At 35.9% G+C, this 21,434-nt stretch carries 17 protein-coding genes; 1 reads left to right on the plus strand and 16 read right to left on the minus strand.

All coding sequences use genetic code 11. The annotated features are described in order from the left end of the window. The 6 genes from oppC to dnaG all read right to left on the minus strand — a co-directional run bounded on the left by oppC (position 1) and on the right by dnaG (position 8,340). Entirely contained in the window at positions 1–927 is a 927-nt protein-coding gene (gene oppC, locus BTR42_RS07530) for an oligopeptide ABC transporter permease OppC (protein ID WP_061459706.1), read from the minus strand. Next, complete coding sequence (locus tag BTR42_RS07535; RefSeq protein ID WP_077497048.1) at positions 924–2,426, minus strand: ABC transporter permease; 1,503 nt, start codon at positions 2,424–2,426, stop codon at positions 924–926. The genes oppC and BTR42_RS07535 overlap by 4 nt, the downstream gene beginning before the upstream one ends. A gap of 67 nt (positions 2,427–2,493) precedes the next feature. Continuing rightward, a complete protein-coding gene (locus BTR42_RS07540; protein WP_077497050.1) occupies positions 2,494–4,464 on the minus strand; it encodes a peptide ABC transporter substrate-binding protein in 1,971 nt (656 codons plus the stop codon). 592 nt (positions 4,465–5,056) lie between these two features. Then, positions 5,057–5,392 carry a metal-sulfur cluster assembly factor gene (locus BTR42_RS07545; RefSeq protein ID WP_009854479.1) on the minus strand — a complete coding sequence of 112 codons (336 nt, stop codon included), beginning with the start codon at positions 5,390–5,392 and terminating at the stop codon, positions 5,057–5,059. 21 nt (positions 5,393–5,413) lie between these two features. Then, entirely contained in the window at positions 5,414–6,523 is a 1,110-nt protein-coding gene (gene rpoD, locus BTR42_RS07550) for an RNA polymerase sigma factor RpoD (protein ID WP_009854480.1), read from the minus strand. Between the two features lie 8 nt (positions 6,524–6,531). Continuing rightward, positions 6,532–8,340 (minus strand): DNA primase, encoded by a 1,809-nt coding sequence (gene dnaG / locus BTR42_RS07555; protein ID WP_331852238.1) that lies wholly within the window; start codon positions 8,338–8,340, stop codon positions 6,532–6,534. A 320-nt stretch (positions 8,341–8,660) separates the two neighbouring features. Between dnaG and mscL the strand changes: the two genes are divergently transcribed. After that, the gene (gene mscL / locus BTR42_RS07560) at positions 8,661–9,038 is read left to right on the plus strand and encodes a large conductance mechanosensitive channel protein MscL (RefSeq protein ID WP_009854482.1); all 378 of its coding nucleotides are present in this window, start codon (positions 8,661–8,663) and stop codon (positions 9,036–9,038) included. Between the two features lie 61 nt (positions 9,039–9,099). Here mscL and rpsU read toward each other — a convergent pair whose 3' ends face one another. The 10 genes from rpsU to BTR42_RS07615 all read right to left on the minus strand — a co-directional run bounded on the left by rpsU (position 9,100) and on the right by BTR42_RS07615 (position 21,390). Next, complete coding sequence (gene rpsU / locus BTR42_RS07565; protein WP_000048058.1) at positions 9,100–9,276, minus strand: 30S ribosomal protein S21; 177 nt, start codon at positions 9,274–9,276, stop codon at positions 9,100–9,102. Between the two features lie 396 nt (positions 9,277–9,672). Next, positions 9,673–11,013 (minus strand): ISLre2 family transposase, encoded by a 1,341-nt coding sequence (locus tag BTR42_RS07570; RefSeq protein WP_077497054.1) that lies wholly within the window; start codon positions 11,011–11,013, stop codon positions 9,673–9,675. Positions 11,014–11,401: 388 nt separating this feature from the next. Beyond that, complete coding sequence (locus tag BTR42_RS07575; protein WP_077497056.1) at positions 11,402–11,590, minus strand: hypothetical protein; 189 nt, start codon at positions 11,588–11,590, stop codon at positions 11,402–11,404. Between the two features lie 14 nt (positions 11,591–11,604). After that, a complete protein-coding gene (locus tag BTR42_RS07580; protein ID WP_077497058.1) occupies positions 11,605–12,330 on the minus strand; it encodes a class A sortase in 726 nt (241 codons plus the stop codon). A 9-nt stretch (positions 12,331–12,339) separates the two neighbouring features. Further along, a complete protein-coding gene (locus tag BTR42_RS07585; RefSeq protein WP_077497060.1) occupies positions 12,340–12,528 on the minus strand; it encodes a hypothetical protein in 189 nt (62 codons plus the stop codon). 104 nt (positions 12,529–12,632) lie between these two features. After that, positions 12,633–14,252, minus strand: a complete 1,620-nt coding sequence (locus tag BTR42_RS07590) for a helical hairpin domain-containing protein (protein ID WP_077497062.1) — start codon at positions 14,250–14,252, stop codon at positions 12,633–12,635. Continuing rightward, positions 14,224–14,598, minus strand: coding sequence for a plasmid mobilization protein (locus tag BTR42_RS07595; RefSeq protein WP_077498010.1), 375 nt, complete (start codon positions 14,596–14,598; stop codon positions 14,224–14,226). The genes BTR42_RS07590 and BTR42_RS07595 overlap by 29 nt, the downstream gene beginning before the upstream one ends. Before the next feature lie 310 nt (positions 14,599–14,908). Beyond that, a complete protein-coding gene (locus tag BTR42_RS07605; protein WP_012961410.1) occupies positions 14,909–15,202 on the minus strand; it encodes a hypothetical protein in 294 nt (97 codons plus the stop codon). Between the two features lie 48 nt (positions 15,203–15,250). After that, positions 15,251–19,600: a PBECR4 domain-containing protein gene (locus BTR42_RS07610; RefSeq protein ID WP_077497063.1), complete on the minus strand. Its 4,350-nt coding sequence runs from the start codon at positions 19,598–19,600 to the stop codon at positions 15,251–15,253. 53 nt (positions 19,601–19,653) lie between these two features. Beyond that, a complete protein-coding gene (locus BTR42_RS07615) occupies positions 19,654–21,390 on the minus strand; it encodes a DNA topoisomerase (protein WP_077497065.1) in 1,737 nt (578 codons plus the stop codon). Between the last annotated feature and the right edge of the window lie 44 nt (positions 21,391–21,434).

Genomic DNA, 21,434 nt, shown 5'->3' on the forward strand with positions numbered 1-21,434 from the left:
CTATCTATGTGTTCTTGGATCACTAGCATCCGCAAGGTTTTGACCAACGATATATAGTGGCAACGATACCAGCACTAGTATTGTTAGAGGAATCCAAAAAAGATAGGCATTCGAGGTTAAGTTTGATGAATAATTTGAAATCAAGCGCCCCAAGCTTGGATCTGTGATTGGTAACCCAATACCAAAATATGAAAGGAAAGCTTCATAAGAAATGTAAGACGGCAATAATTGTGAAACCATTGTCACAATAACAGAAATCAATTGTGGCAACAAATTTTTGACAATTATTTTAACTTTTGAAGTTCCTAAAATTTGACTGGCAAGGTTATATTCTAAATCACGATAACGAAGGATTTGCACACGGATAGAATAAGCAATTCCAATCCACCCCGTGATACAAAAGGCTAAAATCATATTCCAAAAACCAGCACCTAGAGAGTAAGTCAACACCATAACAATCAGCAACTGAGGAATATTTGAAATCACATTATAAACCTCAATCATGATAGCATCTACCGTTTTTGAAATACCCCAGATACCACCAATAACAACTCCGATAATCATGTTTAACACCGTCGCAATCACCGAAATCAGAATCGAACTTCTAGCACCGTACCACACGCAGTCAAACAAGGAACGACCGTCCTTATCCGTTCCAAACCAATAGTGACTATTTGGCCAAACATAACGTTTTGAAAAATCATTAATGTCACTAACGTCGCTAAAATCACAATGAACAAACAGCGGATAAACAAAACTCATTAAGATAATCGCAATCAAAATAGCCAACATAAAGAAAGTGGATTTTCGTGAAAAGAATTGTTTAAAGACTGATTTCCAATAAGAGTAAGTAGGTGCATCAATGGTTTCAGAAGCAGCACTATCCAATGTTACAAACTCAAACTGTTCTTTATCAATACTTGTCATCTTTTTCCTCCTTTCGAAGCTAACTTGATGCGTGGATCTAAGATAACCATTAACAAATCACCCAGTAAAAGTGAAATAACAGATAAGCTTGTAAATAAGAAAACAAGACCGACAACCATAGCATTGTTTGTCGCTTTAATGGAATCAATCAACATTTTTCCCATCCCAGGAAAAGCAAAGATTGTCTCTGTCAAAGTCGCTCCAACAATCGTGCCTAAAATCGCTTCAGGGATACCATTAACAACAGGAACCATGGCTTGTTTAAACAAATGTTTTCGTGAAATTTCATTTTCAGACAACCCTTTTGCACGCGCAAAACGGACAAAATCGCTATTTTGCAAATCAACCACGTAACGTCTGAACCAAACAACTGTTCCTGGAATGCTAAGAAATCCTAAGATAAAGGCAGGAAGGGCATATGAACGCCAATCATGTGCTCCCAAAGATGGAAACGAATCTGGCAAACCTAGCGCCGAACCAATAAAACGAATTGCATAAATAATTGCAATACTTGGTAAAGCTAACAAGAACGTTGTCACACCAGTTGAGAAACGGTCAAAAAAGCCATTTTTAAAACGTGCCATTAAAAGCCCAATTGGCAAACCAAAAGCATAAGAAATAATAACACCGATAATGCCGATTCTGACTGAATTAGACACCATAGACGGATCAGAATAATGATTTCGCGTTGCTGTATAAGCATCACCTTTTCCAAAATTATCAATCGCCATCGCATCGGCTTTCTTAGGAGATTTATAAGTGCGCGAATAAATGTCAATCGAACTCATCTTCGTTTTCCCCGTTGGGAAAGTCACTTCCCTTGCTTCCGTTTTCCCTTGCCCTTGCCCAATAACTTGTAAAATAGGTAGATTAGCATAACTTGGATAAGAAATTCCAAGATTCATTGTTATGATATTTTGATGAATGTAAGGAAAACTGCTATTAAAGTAAAGCAAATATTTATATTCCGTGCCCGAGCCAACCAAGGCTGGACCAATGGCAGGATCATTTTCAAAACGAACGTATCGTTTTAAATTTGGATTTGAAGAATCTTTGATTTTCCACGGATGATCAATCACAATCAAATGTGAATAAAAACGGAAAACACGTTCATACAAAGGGATATCGCGAACGGCATAGAATTTTTTACTTTCTGGAAATTGATATAATTGCCAATTGCGACCAATACTTTTGATGTATTTTTGATAAATTTTCTTATTTTTAGTTGTAACAGCCGTTGTCACTTCAGAATCAATTTTAGACGCTTTCTTCTGCAAGTCTTTACTATCCATGTAGTCAATATAGCTCGTGCGTTTTAAAACTGTCGCTTCATAATTGACGCGTCTGTCAGGCGTTGCTGCCATTTTATTGTAGTTAGGGTCTTGGCTAAAAATTAAACTCCTAGGAACCAAAGAATAAATAATTAAATATGTCAACGTTGTCACTAGAAAAATCGAGACAAATGAACGTAAGACACGCATTCCAATATATTTTTTCATAACTCCTCCAACCATTACCAAATTAAGAGTTTCCCCATAATCGAGAAAACTCTTATGTCATAAAATGCTAGTCTTCAATATGCTCTGAAAGTTTTTCCTGATATTCTTTGTTTGATTTTTCCTTAGCTTTTTCCCATTTCTTCAATGCTTTTTCATATTGCTTAGTAGTTACAGGCTCATCTTGAATTTCAACGTATTTATACGTTCCCCCTTTACTACCAGATACTGAATAAGATGCTGTAAATGGTACGACTTTTGAAAGTTTTGGTGTTGCTCCTAAACTAATCGTTGGAATAATAATAGCATTATCCGTTAGCCAAGCTTGTGCTTTCGCATAAGCTTTATAGCGTGCATCCAAATCATCTGTAATAGCAGCAGCAGCCTTTGTTAACTCTGTATAAGTATCAAGCCCTACTGCCTTTTCAGCTTCAGCCTTAGCATCCGCATCGTTGGTATCAACTCCAATATTATCAGATGTGGCACCAGATTCTGAATTGAAAATATCTAAATAAGTTGAAGGGTCGTCATAATCCGGAGACCAACCTGAACCATCTGAAATATCATAATCTTTTTGATCTGCGGATTCAGCGTAGTAACCTGTACGATAATAATCATCTTCACTTTCTTTTTGAATATCAATTATAATATTATCTGTCCCAAGCGAAGCTTCAACAGATTGTTTCAAAGAGCTTACTCGTTGGACTGCAACATCAGAAGTCTGATCAGCCGCAATATCTATATGAATTGGGAACTGCACTCCCTCTGCTTCAAGAGCAGCTTTTGCTTTTTCAAATGAAGTTTTTGCTTTATCAACATTATAAAGCCCATCTTGAGCATCTGAAAAATCAACATCGCTCCAAGTTGAATCACCCGCCAAATCTTCTTTAACAAGTTCTCCAAACTCCGTTCCGTTAGTAGAAATAAATGTTGGCGGTACAAATAAATTACGAAGTGATTTCGATGCTGCTTCCTTACCTACACTTTGCGAATTATAAGCTGTTCTATCAAAAGCAAAGGTAATGGCTTGACGGAAATCTTTATTTAAAATTGCTTTATGTGTGTCCGTTTTTTGAGTATCATTTTCTTTTGAAGTAAATTCGTAAGCTTTACGATTCAAGTTAAAGGATACATAATAAGTCGTCTGATCTTGTGGTGCATAATAAATTTCGTCTTTATATTTTTTCTCAATAGCTTTATAACTTGACTTCGTTGGATAAAGACGTGCTTCACTATAGTTACCTTTATCAAAGTTTTTATAGAGTGATTCTGGATCAGAACCGTCACTATAAGTTAATTTCACCGCATCAAGTTTTACTTTATCTGCATCCCAATAATTTTCATTCTTTTCAAACTCTATGGAAGATTTAGAAGTGATTGATTTTACGATAAATGGTCCATTGTAAAGAATACTTGATGGATCCACAGAACCAAAGTCATCGCCTTTTGATTTCAAAAAGTCTGCATTAACAGGTTGCAAAATACCGTAGGTTGTTTTTGAATTCCAATAACTTTCTGGTTGGTTTAAAGTGTATTGAACAGTGTATTTATCAACTGCTTTGATACCGACTTCTGAGAAATCCTTTGTCGTTCCTTCAACATAATCATTCAAGCCTTTAATCGAATCTTGAACGATATACAAAGCATCAGACTTCTTATCAGCTGCGTGTTTTAGACCTGTTACAAAATCATCTGCTGTCACTTCGGCATATTCTTCACCATCAGAGGTGTACCACTTAATACCTTTGCGGAGTGTATAGGTATATGTCAACCCGTCCGCTGAAACTTTCCAATCTTTAGCAAGAGAAGGAATCAAATTACCATATTTATCATTCTCTAGTAAACCATCTATACCTTCGGTAGTTATATTAGATGTTGTAGCACGACCAGATACAGTATAATCAAGCGTATTAGGATCCGCAGTATATACGTAAGAATATGTCTTGCTTTCTGTTTTAGCAGAACTTGAATTTGAACACCCTTGCAAAGCCGCCAACGACACAAGAGTGACACCTGCTGCTACTAAATAACCCTTTTTCATAAATAACCTCTTTTCTTAAAACGTCCACAATCTCGTGTGACTAAATTTAAAACAACCTATAATAAAAAACAGCATCATTACCATGAATAGCCGAATCACCGATAAGTTATTTCATGAATAAAAGTATATATCTATTGTTATTCTTTGTAAAATAACTATTTTCTATCAAGTGATAAATAAAAACTATCGGCATCCTCATCTCATGAGCTGTTTTGAGCTAAATTGTTAGCCTTATTTCTTCTGTCAAAAATGACTTGCCACTACCTTTAACCATACAAGAACTCTCCTTTTCATAAAATTTTCTGACATTTCAGAATCGCAAAATAAGATATCTCCACACTAGAAAATCATATTTTATGAAAGATAATATAACACTATACTTTTATGTTGTAAAGTATTTTCGGTTAAAATTTCAGAATTTTCTGTTTTTATAACAAATCGTGTTATCCTGCAACAAGATATGGCAACGTTTTAAAAGCCACTACATCAACTTATTTAAAAATTTACACGCTCTTACCATAACATGTCATTTATTTTTCAAGTAAAAAAAGACCAACAATCGTTAGATTGCTGGTGCTATATTTATTAATAGTTATCTAATTCCTAAAGCAATGCGAGCGTAGCGGCTCATCTTATCTACCGTCCAAGCTGGGTACCAGACCAGCTTCACTTCGGTATTCGTTACTTCTGGAATTTCGCGCATCACATCATGAATTTGATCTGTAAGAAGATCAGCAAGTGGACATCCCATTGTCGTCAACGTCATGTCAATTTCAGTATGACCATTTTGCTCAAAGCGTATTTCATAGACAAGACCTAGATTGACAATATCAATGCCCAATTCTGGGTCAATAACCATTTCCAAAGCTTCAAGAATACGATCTTTGATTTTTGCTACTTCTTCTTCAGTATATTTTTGTTCTGACATAAGCGAACCTCACATTAATAATTAATCTTCGATAAAATCACGGAGTTGTTTACTACGGCTTGGGTGGCGTAGTTTACGAAGAGCTTTGGCTTCAATTTGACGAATACGTTCACGCGTCACATTGAAAACTTTACCAACATCTTCTAATGTACGCATTTTACCATCATCAAGACCAAAACGCAAACGTAACACATTTTCTTCACGGTCTGTCAACGTATCCAAAACTTCGTCCAATTGTTCACGAAGTACGACACGAGTTGTGTAATCTACTGGGTTTTCAATAACTTCATCTTCAATGAAATCACCAAGGTGACTGTCATCTTCTTCACCGATTGGTGTTTCCAATGAAACAGGTTCTTGAGCGATTTTCAAAATTTCACGAACTTTGTCAGGCGTCATATCCATACGCTCTGCAATTTGTTCAGGCGTTGGGTCTTGTCCAAGTTCTTGAAGGAGGTTACGTTGTTCACGAACAAGTTTATTAATAGTTTCAACCATGTGGACAGGAATACGAATCGTACGAGCTTGATCAGCAATTGCACGTGTGATAGCCTGACGAATCCACCATGTCGCATAAGTTGAGAATTTGAACCCTTTTGAGTAGTCAAATTTATCAACAGCTTTCATCAAGCCCATGTTTCCTTCTTGAATAAGGTCAAGAAATTGCATACCACGTCCAACATAACGTTTTGCAATTGAAACAACCAAACGCAAGTTAGCTTCAGCCAAACGTTGTTTTGCTTGAAGGTCACCAGCAGCAACGGCAACAGCCAATTCTTTTTCTTCCTCGCTAGTGAGCAATGGCACGACACCAATCTCTTTGAGGTACATACGCACTGGGTCATTAACCTTGGCAGAATTACTACCAAGTAATTCTTCGTCTGTCAATTCTTCTGGTTTTGGTTCTTCAACGACGTATTTTGTTGATGGATTTCCTTCTTTGTCCGTAATTGAAATACCACCATCTGTCAAACGTTCCAAAAGGTCATCTATTTGATCGGCATCTAATGAAAATGGAATAACTAATTTTTCAGTTACTTCATCATCAACGGCAGTGCCGTTCTTTTTGTGATTACGAATAAATTCTGCAACTTGAACATTAAAGGTTGTAATTTCTTTTTCTTTTGCCATATTTTCCTCTATTCCATATTTCTTTTTTGGGCAATGAAATTTTCCAAAGCCGCTAAAGCTGCATCAACATCTCCAAGAGTGCTAGACTCACGAATGAGTTTGCTTTGCTTTTGCAAATCTCTTTCTCGAAGAAGACGATCACGCTTATCAATAATTTCCTCTATTTCATTATTCGCAATTTCATCTGGTAAATTTTCCTCCAAAACGCGATAATACATCTGGCGCGTTGGGTCATCAAATTGCGCTAAATCATAGGAATTCACCTCACCTTGCTGCACTAATAAATCATACAAAGCTTGCAACTCTTGGGTATCAAAGGTAAATTCGCCACGATTTCTAAATTCATTGAGGAGATAATCGTGTGTCAAAAGTCGGTGCATTAACTGACTTTCTGCTTTGATAATTGCAGATATATTCTTGGAAATAGGTAATTCCACAACAGTCACTCGTTGTTTAACTGCTTCTGATTGCAGATTTGAGCGGTTTTGCAGACGTTCACTATTTACCGATTGCTCGACTTGATAGTAATCAAAGTCAGGCAATAAATCAGCCACCATATTAATATACGAATTTTGTGCTGTAATTGACGGCGATTGCGCAATAATTTTTGAAATTTGCTCGACATAGGCAATCTCAGCTTGGAGATTATCGCTATTTTCAGGTTTCAAGTAATGAATAAAAAATTCTGTACTACTTATCCTGTTATTCTCAAGCAAATTTGCCAAAGCTTGTGGCGAATTTTTTTGGATAAATTCATCAGGGTCCATTTGCTCAGGAACACGCACAATCTCAACGTTAAAGTCTTTTAGAAGCTCCAAAGACTTGGCAATCGCATTTTGACCAGCGTTATCACCATCATAAGTCAAAATCACTTTTTTGGCGTAACGTTTCAGATGTCTAACATGGTCTGGAGTCAATGCCGTTCCCATAGAAGCGACAGCATTTTCAATACCAGCACGGTAGGCAGCAATAACATCCATAAAACCTTCCATCAAATAGACTTCATGTTTTTTCGACATTACTGGACGAGCTTTATCTAAATGATAAAGTTCATACGATTTATTGAACAGCGCTGTGGAACGAGTATTCTTATACTTCGCTTGCTTATTTTCAAGGTCCTCTTTGGTCCAAATCCGTCCCGAAAATGCAACAACCTGACCACTGTCATCGGTCAATGGAAACATAATCCGATTTTGAAAAGCATCATAGACACGATTCGTTCTTTCGGACAAATTAAAAAGACCTGAAGCCATTAAAGCATTCTCATCATAGCGTTTTGCTAGAGATTGGTATAAAAAATCAGGTTCGTTTGGCGACAATCCAATATTAAAATAATCAATCAGCTCATCTGTCAAACCACGTTGTGCTAGATAGTTCTTCGCTTCTTGCCCTTCTTTTGTCGTCTTTAAAACAGCATTGTAAAACTTAGCCGCATCTTTATGAATGTCAATCAATATCTGATTAGGATTTTGTGGCTTTGTTTGCGTCTGTTGAACATCAACTTGCAAAGGGATTCCAGCGCGCTCAGCTACCAGATGAACACTCTCTAAAAAGCTAACCTGACGATATTCTTCCAAAAACTTATAAACATCACCAGATTTTCCGCAACCAAAACAATGAAAAAATTGCTTGTCTTCTATGACATTAAAAGACGGCGTTTTTTCCTTGTGAAATGGACAAAGTCCAATATAGTTGCGACCAGCACGTGTAAGACTAACCACCTCGCCAATAACATCAACAATATTAACGCTATTTTTTATCTCGGAAATTAATTCTTTGTCAATTGCCAAAAGATCACCTCCACGCACTAAGCCCATTTTAGTTTTGTATTTCATTATAACATTTTGAGCAGCATTTGTAAATCTAAAACTCCGAATAGTTGCAATGATTTTAGGAAATTGAATCCCCCTTTTTCACTTTAGTTTCTTGACGTTTTCAATCTCAATAGAATCATTTTCAATATAAAAAGTATTTTTTTGAAAAGCTCAACATTAACGTTTAATGAATAAGAATGGCATTTTTTGAATATTTCTCTAAATAAATACTAGATTTATTCACATTTTTAGGCAGATAGCTGCCTTTTGTATGTTTTTTTTGGTATAATGATACTGTTAACGTTTAATTAGGAGGTTTTTCTATGATTAAAGAACTCAAAGAGTTTTTGTTCAAGGCCAATGTCCTTGACCTTGCTGTCGCTGTTGTTATTGGTGCAGCTTTCAACGCTATTGTAACATCTCTTGTTGAAGATGTTATCACTCCACTTTTCCTTAACCCTGCTTTGAAAGCAGCTGGTGTGGAAAAAATTGCAGAACTTTCTTGGCATGGTGTTGCCTATGGTAGTTTCTTAAGCGCTGTTATTAATTTTCTAATTGTTGGTACAACCCTCTTCTTCATCGTTAAAGCTGCTAACGCTGCTTCTGCTTTTGGTAAAAAACAAGATGAAGTGGAAGAAGAAGCCGCACCTACACAAGAAGAACTTCTTACAGAAATCCGCGATTTGTTGAAAGAAAAATAATTTTTCAATCTAGAGCATAAAAAGAGACGCTTGGCGCCTCTTTTCTTGTATCTAAATTTAATTAGAATTTTTTACGTTTGCGAGCTGCTTCTGATTTGCGTTTACGTTTCACAGAAGGTTTTTCGTAGAATTCACGCTTACGTGATTCTTGAAGAGTCCCAGCTTTAGTCACAGAACGTTTGAAACGACGAAGTGCATCGTCAAGTGATTCGTTTTTACGTACTACTGTTTTTGACATGTGTTTCACCTCCTCAAGATATTGTAACATTTACACGTTCCCTACTAGGATACCTAATTTATCAAAAAAAGTCAATCCTTACACGCGCTAAGTATGTGTCTTTTTTTCTGGGAATTTTCAAATAACCTAGACAAAACGTTGAAAACAGAGAATTCTTATCATCGAAAAAAGACTGAAACAAATTTTTCCTTTGCTTCAGTCTTGACGATATTATCTTTTTTGTGTTACAATAACTCGTGACTGATTAAGCAAAAGGTAGTTTGTCTTAATCGGTGCTCAGGAGTTACCCGCTCCTGAGCTTTTTCGTTTTCTGCTAAGTACATTATACCATAAATAAAGCTTAAATGTAAAGGAAAACAGCACAAAAAAGCCTTAAAAATTAAATTTTTTAAGCGTTTAGTATTTATATTGTTGACGGTCATAACCGATATACTTCCCACCCCTTTTCAAAATTTTCTGTGATGGAAACGGATCGTTATTAGCACGATCCCCTAAAGGTCCCACTCCTAAACGTTTAGCATGATAATACTGATAGTCTTTGCGCCAAGCCCCAAAGAAAAGTTCCTCTAATTGATCAATTCTCTCTACAAGAATAAGCTTTGCCATTGCACAGGCACCTTTGATTGACCAGTACATCCCACGATGTTTCATCCGATAAGTGACTTGTCGATGTTGACTTTCCATACTGCCAATGCCATTCAGCGATAAGCCTCTTAATTGAGCTGGTTTGGTATCCTTAAAATTATCAAGTAATTTCTGACGAAAATTTTGAAAATCATAATGGTCTTCTTCATCAAGGATTAAAGCCTCAGTGGTATCTAAAACCGTTTTTAATAATTTTCGATCGTGCGTCTGAACCGCTTTAAAAGCCAAATCTTGGAGGACTCTTGGATAGGGTTTAAAAAATTGTTTAAGTTTTTCTTTCACATGGTAGGCATCCCAAAAGTGTTCGTGACGTTTAATTTTGAGCGCCTTTTGAATATTTTGAAAGACACGTCTGGTATAGCCCTTGCCATTGTCTGAGTTAGTCACTAAAATGGTTTGGTCAGTGATTTCAAAATGATTATAAAGGTAATCTAATAACTCTTCTCTGGCTATATCATAATCAGTATGAATAATTTCATGTTTATTAAGCAATGCTGATCGGCCGTGTACTTTTTGGGTTCCTGTATGAATCAGAAAGTGTGCTAAATCTGTGTTATGTTTCTCGTTATTTTTAGAAGTTGTTTTCACCAGAACACCATCACCCTCAACGTAAATAATCGGTGCTTTGATTTTTTCTGGGACATGCTCTTCTACGAAATAACGATAATGACTCTTTTCAGAGAATAATTGTCCTGTTAATTTAACAGCCTTTAGAACAGTGTCTTTCGTAATATCTAAGCGATAAGATAGTTTAATCATTCGACAAACTTGGCGATAAGACATTTCTGAAGCATATCTAGCAAGGTGATACATTAGTTCAAGAGAACACCTCTGATATTTCTTTAAGCCCAGCCAATCATCAACAGGATAACGTGTCTCATTTCCCCTGCGCCATCGGTTTCTTGAAAAGGTGATTTCACCGAATGTAAATAATACGGTTCGTTCACTACTGTCTACCCTTTTATAACCATTGGCTCGCATAGCTGGCGCCATTTGCTTATCGTAGTCTGATACTCGTTTTAAGAACTCATACTCACGTTGTTTATCTAGTTCTTCAGCGAATCCTCTTTCATCAAATCTCATTACAACCATGGTCTTATTTTAACGAATTTTTGAAAAATTTGTGAAATAATATGTTTATTATTAGCTTTTAAAAAGGAAAATTGCTATACTGTAGTCATCCTAAAAATAACTTTATTTTTATTCCCTAAGTGGTCGCAGATTTGTGACCACTTTTCCCTTTTAAAAAACTATGTTACAATAATCAAAATGCTTTTCAATCCATTTTAATTAACACGGGCGTACCTTTGACACTTGAAAAGCACAAAAACAGGTAGTAGTTACCCTAAATTGGATAGCTGTTACCTGTTTTTTAGTATGCCCTATAATAGAGCTAGCAGTTGTTACGACTGCCAGAATGTATTCTTTTCGTTATCAATTCTTGTAACTTGTTAAGGTTGTTACAAGTATTTTGGATAATTTAAGAATTATAGCCAAAAAGGACAAAAAATAATGTAGCATAGCCTAGCACCAAAATTCCAACAATGAACAAGACAAGTAACCCATACGCCAAGGGTTTGGGTAAGGCCAGATCATTATGATGCACAATAAGTGCTATTCCTAAAACGATGTATGCTAATAAAAACAAAGCTGATATTAAGCAAATCATCTCCCTCTCCTTATTTATAACACAATTTGATTATAAGCTGTGTTAAAAGCCTCTAAAATGTCCTCTGGAGCTTGCTTAAAACTAACTTCAGAGTCATAAATACCTTTGACAATCGTCCGTGAGGTCGCTTCAGCATCCGTACACGTGACCAAGGTGACTTCTGTTTCTTCTGTATCATCAATTACCGCTACCTGACTAGGAGCAACGCTCTCAATCGATGTGACAACGTAAGTATACACTGTTTCTTTATCTGTTAAGTAAATCTTCATCCCTGTTTTAACATTTTCTAAAGGGGAAAAGAGCATTTGAGAAGAACCTGTTAAGCCAAACACATGGTGACTGGCAAGAGCGTAGTTACCACTTCCCATGACTTGATTTTCTTTCATGGTTCCTGCCCCATAAGTCAATTCTGTATTACCGAGTCCCTTAAAAATGGGAAGATTAATCCCAACCTCTGGAATAGCAACCCCACCAATAACAGGAAGATTAGCGCTATTGGTTTGGGCTTTTAGAACAGATTTGGTTGAAATGGATTCGACCGAATCAAAATCATAACTCACATTAGCGTCTTTATTTTGCTCAATGGTTTGTTTAGAAACCTGTGAGACTTGATACTGATTAGTATTCCACGCAATTAAGGTATTTCGGATAGATTTGTTAAAAATTAAGGCTACTCCTATAAGCAATAATAGCACCAAGAGAAGCCCCTTTAACAGTTTTATTAGGTTATGTTTTTGCAATTCCTCACCTCATTCCTTGAAAGCAGCTGCTCTTTGTTTTAAAAAGATATCCAGATCAATTTTTAATTGTTCCACTTGCTCTTCTGTCATGTTGTCATCAGCTATTGCTTTTAATAACTCATCACTTGAAAGTTTTGTGGTCGTCTCAACAAAGAGACACTTTCCTGAATTTTTAATCTGTTCTTTATTTGTTACCATAGTATCATTTCCTTTTGTATCATTTAGTTTATTATATCAGATAAAAAGCACTATAGAAAAAGTTAGTTACTATCTTTTTGAGACTATCCCTTTTGTTAAATTGCTTACAATGATATTTCAGTGCGTTTTTCATGCGTTTGTTTGATCTCTTTAGTAAAGTCATAATCTTTTACAATCTTATCTCTATGCTTTTTGAGTGTGTCACGTTCAATTTGAAGCTCTTTAATTTCTTTTTGTAACTCGTCAAGTTTCATTGTCTTATCAATTTTTCCTTTTTCTAAAAGGTCAAGACTCACTTCTGATGGAACAATATTATTTTGATAATCAGATAACGCTCCTAGCAATTTATTAAGATAAAAAATCTTATCACCCAGTGCGGCTAAAGTTTTATCCGTCTCATCCAGCTGCTCTAAAAATTGTTGTTGCAGATTTTCAAATTGTTTTGAATTGGTAACATTGTTTGCTGATAGAAAGTTAAATTCATCGACTAACCTATCTAAGTTTGTAATATTTTTGTTTCTAGTTAAAATCAGTTCACCATTTTGAGCCGATAATTGTTTGATTAAAGTGACTCCTTTAATAAAACGATTTTGTTCAGAGTGATCCGCATTTAAAAAATAAAAGGAATCATTTTTCTTAATATAGGCGGTAAACGTTCCATCTTCATTTTGATCTAACATCCGTGCAGGAATAGAAACGGTTCCTTTTCGGTCTAATCCAAAAGTGACAGGAACATGAATTGACTGACTCGTCAGTTGTTGAATTTGCCAAGGTTCAATTGTGAGTTGCATCTCAAAATCATCTTGTTTACTTTCCTGTTCCTCATCATATTTTTCTTTGAGAATAGTTACATCGTAAACAACTTCGTTTGTTGCAATTTGTTCTTTGATTTTTTCAAGTGAGAACTTTCCTTTTTTTGATAACGTACGGTCACGAACAAAACGCTCTTGTGGCTGGTCAAGTAATTTGTATTTAATATATTTACCACTCGTATCAACTTGTAAATTTAAAGTTTTGGCTTTTTGTAAAAAGTCAGTCATATCTAAAGAGTGCTTTAACAAAAAATTCAATCGTTCTTTAATCTCAAACCGAAAATTATTTTTTCGGCGCCATGCCGAATAATCTGTGTGAGAATTTCTAAGTCTCGGTTCTAAAACTTTTGCACCATAAAGCTCAGCATACTTATCTGAAATATGTTCTAAACTCTTTTTGGTTCCTTTTTGCCAACGAAACTTTTTCAGAGTCACTTCATTCGTTGTGTTAAAAATAATATGATTATGCAAATGCCCTTTATCCATATGTGTTGAAACGACAAATTGATAATCACCTCCCGTTAACTCTAAAGCGGTTTTTCGTCCAATCTCGTTAACCTCTTCTGGAGTTAAGCCATCTTCTGGCGAAAACGATTGAATGATATGGTGTGCTAAAACACGTTTATCATTTTTCAAATCGGATAGCTCATCGTTATTATAAAGAGCATCAACAGATTGTTTTAACAACACAAAATCATCATAAATTGTTTGTGGATCTGAAATACCGGTGACATCATGACCAGATACCAACCGTTTCATCACTTGACCATTGACCATCTCATAAGAATAATTGTCATCACCTTCTAAACGTTCAGTATCTAATTTCAATGTTGCACTATCACGAGTAATATAATCAATTGCCCGTTTTAAATTACGGCTTGTTTTAATCTGGATTACTTTTGTCACCACCATTTAATTTTGCCCGACCTTTCGTTTTAAATTCATCAATGAGCAATACTTTCATTTCATCAATTTCAGCTTGCAAAGCTTTAAACAATTCACTATCAATCTCATCAAACGTATTCACATAACGCACTAACTGGTTAACGTTTTGACCAATACGATTAACTTCTACTCGCAACTGTTGTAATTCTGAATAATCATAGGTTTCAATTTTGCCTTTCAACAACATCTCTAACGCATAGCCCTGAAAGGTTTTCTTATTAGCCATTGTTATCCGTTGGCGTAATTGAAACGCTTCTTCATCAGTCGTTCTTAATTCAAAGCGGTTAACTCGTTTTCGTCTTTTGGTTGTCATCACTCTCTCCATTCTATGTAAATTTTCAAATACCAATACTTCATCTTTTTCCTGAAGCAGACCCACTTGTGCTCTGGCAAGCGTAGCAAGTGTCCGGACACTTGCGAAAATAAAAAGGTCAATAAGTCGGTTTGCAGGAACCTTACAAACCGACTTTTGACTTTTTACACTTTGGGGAAATCCCCAATCCCCTTTTTCGCACTTCGTGCAATTATCAAAATTGACAATTTTTGATAATTGCATTTTGGTAAAATGCAACAATAGAAAAACTGACAATTGAACAATTGTCAGCCCTCTTCTTTTACGATTTTTATTTTTTCTTGCTTGGTTCCCAAGAAAAAATAGCTGTTTTTAATTTTTGGTAGTTATCTTCTGACAACTCTTCAAGAGTGCCAATACTGATTGAGAGGTCATCAAGATAATCGTTATTATCTTCGGTTGTGAGTTGTTCAAAATCAGTTTTAAGAACATCCAATAAATCATCTTTTGATTTTTGAACGATATCACTATTAATGATTTTATTTCCTTTGAGCCATTCGCTCATATCAAAGTAATAACTCATTAATATCATTTCAGTTATCGTCATCATTTCGTCTGTTATCATATTGTCCTCCTTGTGGGGTTAGTTGTTTTCGACGTGACCTACGCTGTGTTAACACTTCGTAGGTCGATTGTCTTTTTTTACGGTTTTCTCATTGCTAGGTTCATCACCTTTTTTCATGTTGTTAACTTCGGCTTTGGCTTTTTGCAAACTTTGATAAAAGGGATTTGCTGACTTCTCTAAGTTACGTTTTTGAGTTTCGGTTAATGGTTCATCTTTTGAAACAGTTAACGTTTGGTATTTAGTTAGCTGCTTATCAATGCGGTTCATCAGTGAATTAGCTTCTTCTTGAACAATTTCAAGTTGCGCTTTTAGATTTTCTAATCCATCTGCTTCTTGCGACCAAGAAGCAAGATAGGCAAATGAATCGTTACTTGTATCAAAGCCTAAGTGATTAGAGACAACATAAGCAACTGACTCAGCTTGTAGCTCTTCTGAGGAACGAGTGAGTTTTCCTTTAAAATGTTCAGCTAAACTTTGATTGTTATGTAATTCAGAATGCGCCATTTCATGAATAAGCGTGGAAAGGGTTTGTTCATAAGTCATCCCTTTTTTGATTGTAATATCATTTGTTTTAGGATTGTAGAAACCATCTGATTGCTCTAATTCTCTAAAACGAATTGGAATACCATTTTCTTTTTGTGAAATATCTCTTAGCGCTCGATAAACATTTTGATAATAATCTTTATTAAGTTGGGCAGGAATAGCTTCAGATGATTTGGGCAGGTTAAGCTGTTTGCCTTGCTGAGGAGAAATTTGGCTAATATCAAAAACAGGAACTGGTTTAAAGTAAGTGAAAGTTTCTTTTTCTCCAGTTTCTGAATTGACGACAGGGTTGCCGTCGGCATCTTTTTTAATCACAGTTACTGGCGCTTGAACATATAGAGCTTTTTCACCCTTGTTAACATGACCATTTCGCTTTTTCCATTCTTCAAAAGAAGCGACCATTGTTGCCTCTGGCAATTGTGCTTTTATCAATTGAATGTTACGAGGAGAATAGTGATTGAAGTGTGCCATACCTTCCAAATAATTTTTATAGGTATCACTATCAAAGTAATCTTTGATCCCTTCTTGCAAGTGCTGATTTAGAGCAGCGGTATCTTTAGCTTTAATCATTTCTGACAAAGCTAAATTGTGCTTCGTTTGTTCGTTTTGCCTATTGTCTGGTGTATCAGAAGGGTTCGTCGCATCTGTTCCACTTCCTCTTTCAATACTATCTATGACACCGTCACCGTCAGTATCTGGGCTATACGGATTTGTTCCTAATGCGATTTCTTCATCATCGGTTAATCCATCTCCATCAGAATCTTTTACTTTCTGATTTTCTTCTTGAATTTTTCGAAGCCAGACATCTTTATAAAAATCAGAATTTTCATCAAAGAGATTATCTGCTCTTGCTGCTTTAACAATAACCTCAAAATTGTTATCATATCTTTCAGCATATTCATAGTATTTATCCCAAGCTGGATACAATTCTTTGGGAATATTAGCTCTGTTATCTTTACCAACTTGAGCACCAACATTGTAAACAGCATCTAAAACTTTAGTAAAGTCTTCAGCAGTCACTTCTGCTTTAGAATGATTTTCAAATTGGTTATTTTTTACAATTGATAACATTTTTTCACCACCATCTTTGATAATTTCTTCATTGACTGAAAAAACTTTAAACTCTCCATCTTTCTCACCAACAATACCTAAAACGTCTTTATTATTTGCAATTGACAACTCTGACTCAAGCTTATTAGTAACTTTCATAAGAGATGCAGGAAGATACTCACCATCAACATTTCTAAAAGCAATCAAAACATCCTTATCCTCTGTTCGAATAGCCTTTGCTAAGTCAAGACGATTCATGCGTTCTACTTCTGATAAATCATCAAAAATAAAGCTATTTGAATCAACAACAGCTTTAAAATCAGGTAATACTTGAATTTTACTAAAGGTAGCCCCTCGGTTGGCAACCATAATATTTTGATAATCTCCTTTCCCAGATGCTAAATCATCCAAGGTTTTACTTGCGCTTTGATTTTCATCAATTGCAAAGAAACCTATGAGATGTGGGTACTGCTCTGCTTTAAAAGTAACCTTTAAAGCTTCTAGATTATCGTTATTTTTATAAAAATAAGTGACATTGCTATCGGCCAATTCGTTCTTATACCAGGTTGCATTTTCTTGAATTTGGGCTGCATAGCGATTTAATTTGTTTAACTCTTTTCTATTGACTGGATGATAACCGACCTTATAAATTGACTTATCTGGATTAGAAATGTTAAAATGAAGTAAAGGTTGAGACTGAGTTTGAGTCGGTAACGACTCATTCAAAGAGTACTCTTCGTGAGTATTAGGTAGAGGTGCTGCCTCCTGACTTTGCTCAGGTAAATCCCCGATTGGGTTCTCAACCTTTTTTTGTTGCTCTGAATTAGCACTTTCTAGCTCTTGAGGTACTTCAGGAGTTTTTTCTTTTTGTGAAGATAACCCATACTGGTCAACAATTGCATTAAATTGTTCATTATAGTGGTCAGTAATTTTATTCCAGGTATCATCAACTGCAGTTTTTAAATTCTTAAGAAACTGTACTTTTTGATCAAACGTCCAATCTTGATCAGCTAAATACTCTTCAATACTATCGCTATCAAGAGAATTTCCGTCTAGTGAAAGATAACCTGTAACACCATCAGTTGATGATTCTGACACATAAAGATGAATATCATTTTGGTTGTATTGAATATCTTGTAAATGGTAATGGAAATTCAAGAAAGCTTCATCAGGTGCATTTAGTTTTTCTAACTCTTCATCGTGCCAAAGGTAATAGGTTTCAGCATCTGTAATATCAGAAATCATTGCATCAATGGCATGTTGACGTAATTCTTCTCCTTCAAGCTGACTCTTTCCGAAGTCATAAATACCACCACCTTTAAGGACAAAGTCACCCATTTTGGGCTCAACCTCTTGTGTGCTAGCTAAAAACGCATTAATATCTTTTTGAGTATATAAATGATTAGTAACTTGGTTGTCTTTAACCCAATTTTCAAGATTAACTAACTCATCTTCAATATCAAAATCATTGCCCCAATCTTCACCATAAGCAAGATAGCCAAGTGACTGACCTTTCTTCATGACTTCAAGTGTCCAAGGTGCTTGAATATCTGAGAGATTATCTACTTCATTAGGACTATGAATCTCTAAATTAAGGTTATAATCTTGGTTAAAGCTTACTGTATTCGTATAAATAATACTGCTATCACTTGTAATGGTACTAACTAAATCACCTTCGTTTGATAAGCTTTCTTGGAGCTCAGAAAGTGATTGTTTTTCTACTTCTGGTGTTTCTGCCATTTGTGCGCTCTCTTTCTTCATTTGTTTAAGATAATCGTTCCAATCCATTTTCTTTTGAGCTGTTTGACGTGGTGGTAAATCTGGTATCACAGGAATACCATCATCTTGCAAGCCTTTAACAAAATTTTGACCTGCCTCATCATTATCAACTGCTAGCGTAATCATATCTGAATGCTCTTGTAACAGATTAGTGGTCTGATTTAAAGCATCTAAAGCACCTCTAATTTGCTCAGCTGACATGGTTTGAGAATATTTGCCATCCGTTAACAAATCAGCCACATAGCGGCTAACAACGCTTTTTTTCAGACCATCCATAGCAACAAGCTTAACATCTTGTAAGTCATCTTTGTTGACCTCGTAATAAGACATCAAATCAATTGGGGCTTCCGCAAAGACTAACCGCTTAGGAGTCCCAACATCTAAACTAAAGCCTGCAGTTCCCTCCGAATTCTTCATCATCTGTTTAAGACGTCCACGTTCAGGATGCTGTACTCGATTTTCAACAATCCCTTGAAGACTGGCGCCAATCATTTTCCCATCATTATCACGGCTTTTAAAAACAATCACAGGTTCAAAATAATCACCTTTTTTACGCGTCGCAGTGGCTAGATTGCCTGAAGCTAAGAACGTATCAATTGTTTCATCAGACAAACCACGTTCTTCTTTCAGATACTGTCTCCCAATATTAAAATCAGGGTGCTCATAGCGCTCTAGATAATACTCAAAAGGTTCTTTCACAATTGGTTGTACTGTTACATTGTCAAAGTGACCAGTTTCAAGAAAGGCTGCTACTTCTCTAAAACTTGGTTTGTGACCTGTCATTTCTTCTTGTACCACTTGAACCAGGTCAATAGTATTTGTGCCAATACTTCTTGACCACCAGCGGAACGTATTCGTATTAGGGTAGATATGAAAGCTATCATGTTCTTCCCAATAATAGGTACCACTTGAACCTGGTTTTAGTGTCATTCCTAAAGATTCCGCAACTGCCACAATATCCATGCTAACGAGTTTTTGCCTTTGAGCTTCAAACCGTTGCGAAAGCAATTCTTGCATATTTGCCATTTGTTACTCCTTTCCATAAAAAAAGCGCTACTATTTAGTCAACATAGTAGCGTTTAAAGTTGTTTGCCTTTTTCAATTTGTTTAGTAATCGCCCATTTGATTTTGTTGACAAAGGCTTCTTTTTGAATTTTTCCTTGACCAATTTGAGCTAAGACTTCTTCCCATTTTCCTGTTGTTTCAGGATTAGTATAAGCAATCTCTAGTTGGTCAAGATAGTGGATTAATAGTTTTCCTCTTTCAGTTGGGAAAAATTGCCCTGTTTTTTTATGTTTAGTGACGTATCCTTTATCCTGAATTAAATCAATCATCCCATCACGAGTTGCGGACGTCCCTAAATGGTATTTTGGTAATAATTTCTTTAGTAGAATTTGCTCGGTGATTCGTGTTGGTGGCTTGGTCATTTCTTCTAAAAGGTTACAATCGACAATCATCTCTTGCCGCTCCTGGTAATGAGGTAACTCTTTGTCTTCTTTTTTGACTGCGAAATACGCACGCCAACCTTTATCTTTCGTTACGGTACCAGATGCTTTAAATTCAAGCCCGTGATTATCAAGAATGACAGTTGTTGATTGATAACGATAGTCAGGCGTAAACATCAGCAAAGTTCTAAAGACCACTTTTTGATAAATGAGCTTTTCATCATCACTTAATTCACTCAAATCTGGAATGGTTTCCGTTGGAATAATAGCATAGTGTTCTAGCACTTTCTTATCATTCACATAGTTTTTCCTTGGTGAGCGATTAGGAGTCTCTAGTTGTTTATTAATAGCTTTTTGATAATCGTCTATATGTTCAACAAGATAAGCAAATTCATTGGTTGTAATCAAAGTTGAGTCGGTACGTGGATAAGAGAGGTACCCTTTTTGATAAAGACTTTGAACCAATTCTTTGGTTTTAGTGGCATCAAAATGATACAGCTTACTCATTTCTGATTGAAAATTAGTCAGATTATAAAGTTTAGGTGCTTCTTGTACCTTTTCCTCACTCGTAACCGCTTTGACAACGGCAGTATTGGCTAGTTGGTGCAACATCCGCTCTGCTTCATCTTTTGATTGATATTTAATATCGTTGCCAAATATAATCTTAGCTTCAGGATCGGTAAGCTTTAGCTGCCAATAAGGACTAGGCTTAAACCTTTCAATAGCTTCATCATTTCTAACGATTAAACTAACGATAGGCGTTTGAACACGTCCAACTGACATAGAATGTTCTTTTTTATCCAAGTAGCCTTCCTCTTTCATTTTGATGGTTACGAAAGGACTTAAATTAAACCCGACCAGCCAATCAGCATCACCTCTTGCATCGGCTTCATGGAAATAATTAATGGAGTCTTTTGGATTTTTAAGACTTGAGAAGACTTGTTCCAATCCCCTTTTCGTTAAAGAATTTGCCCATAAACGGTATTTAATCTTCTTTAGTGCTCCTGGGATTAATTCTAAAATTCGGTAAGCAATCGCTTCTCCTTCACGGTCAGGGTCGGTACCAATAATAATGGCATCTACTTCTTTAACCGCTTGCTTGATAGCTCTAAAGCGTTTAATAGTATCCTTTTTAGGCTCATAAGAAAAACCTTCAGGCAAAGCTGGTAGATTAGTCATCTCCCAATTTTCAAAATTAGTGTATGGATTAATTCGTTCAACTAAGTGACCAACCGCTGGTGCAACAATCACTTCAGCCTTTAATACAGACGACTGAACACGCCAAACGCCTTTATCACTTTTAGGATTTCCTAAAGCATTAGCATACTTTTTAGCCTGGTCAGGCTTTTCTGCTAAAAGTAAATATTTCAACTTATAATAGCCTCACTTTCTAGTTTTGTTGATATAATAATTAA

The sequence above is a fragment of the Streptococcus gallolyticus subsp. gallolyticus DSM 16831 genome (genome assembly GCF_002000985.1).
Lineage (GTDB): Bacteria > Bacillota > Bacilli > Lactobacillales > Streptococcaceae > Streptococcus > Streptococcus gallolyticus.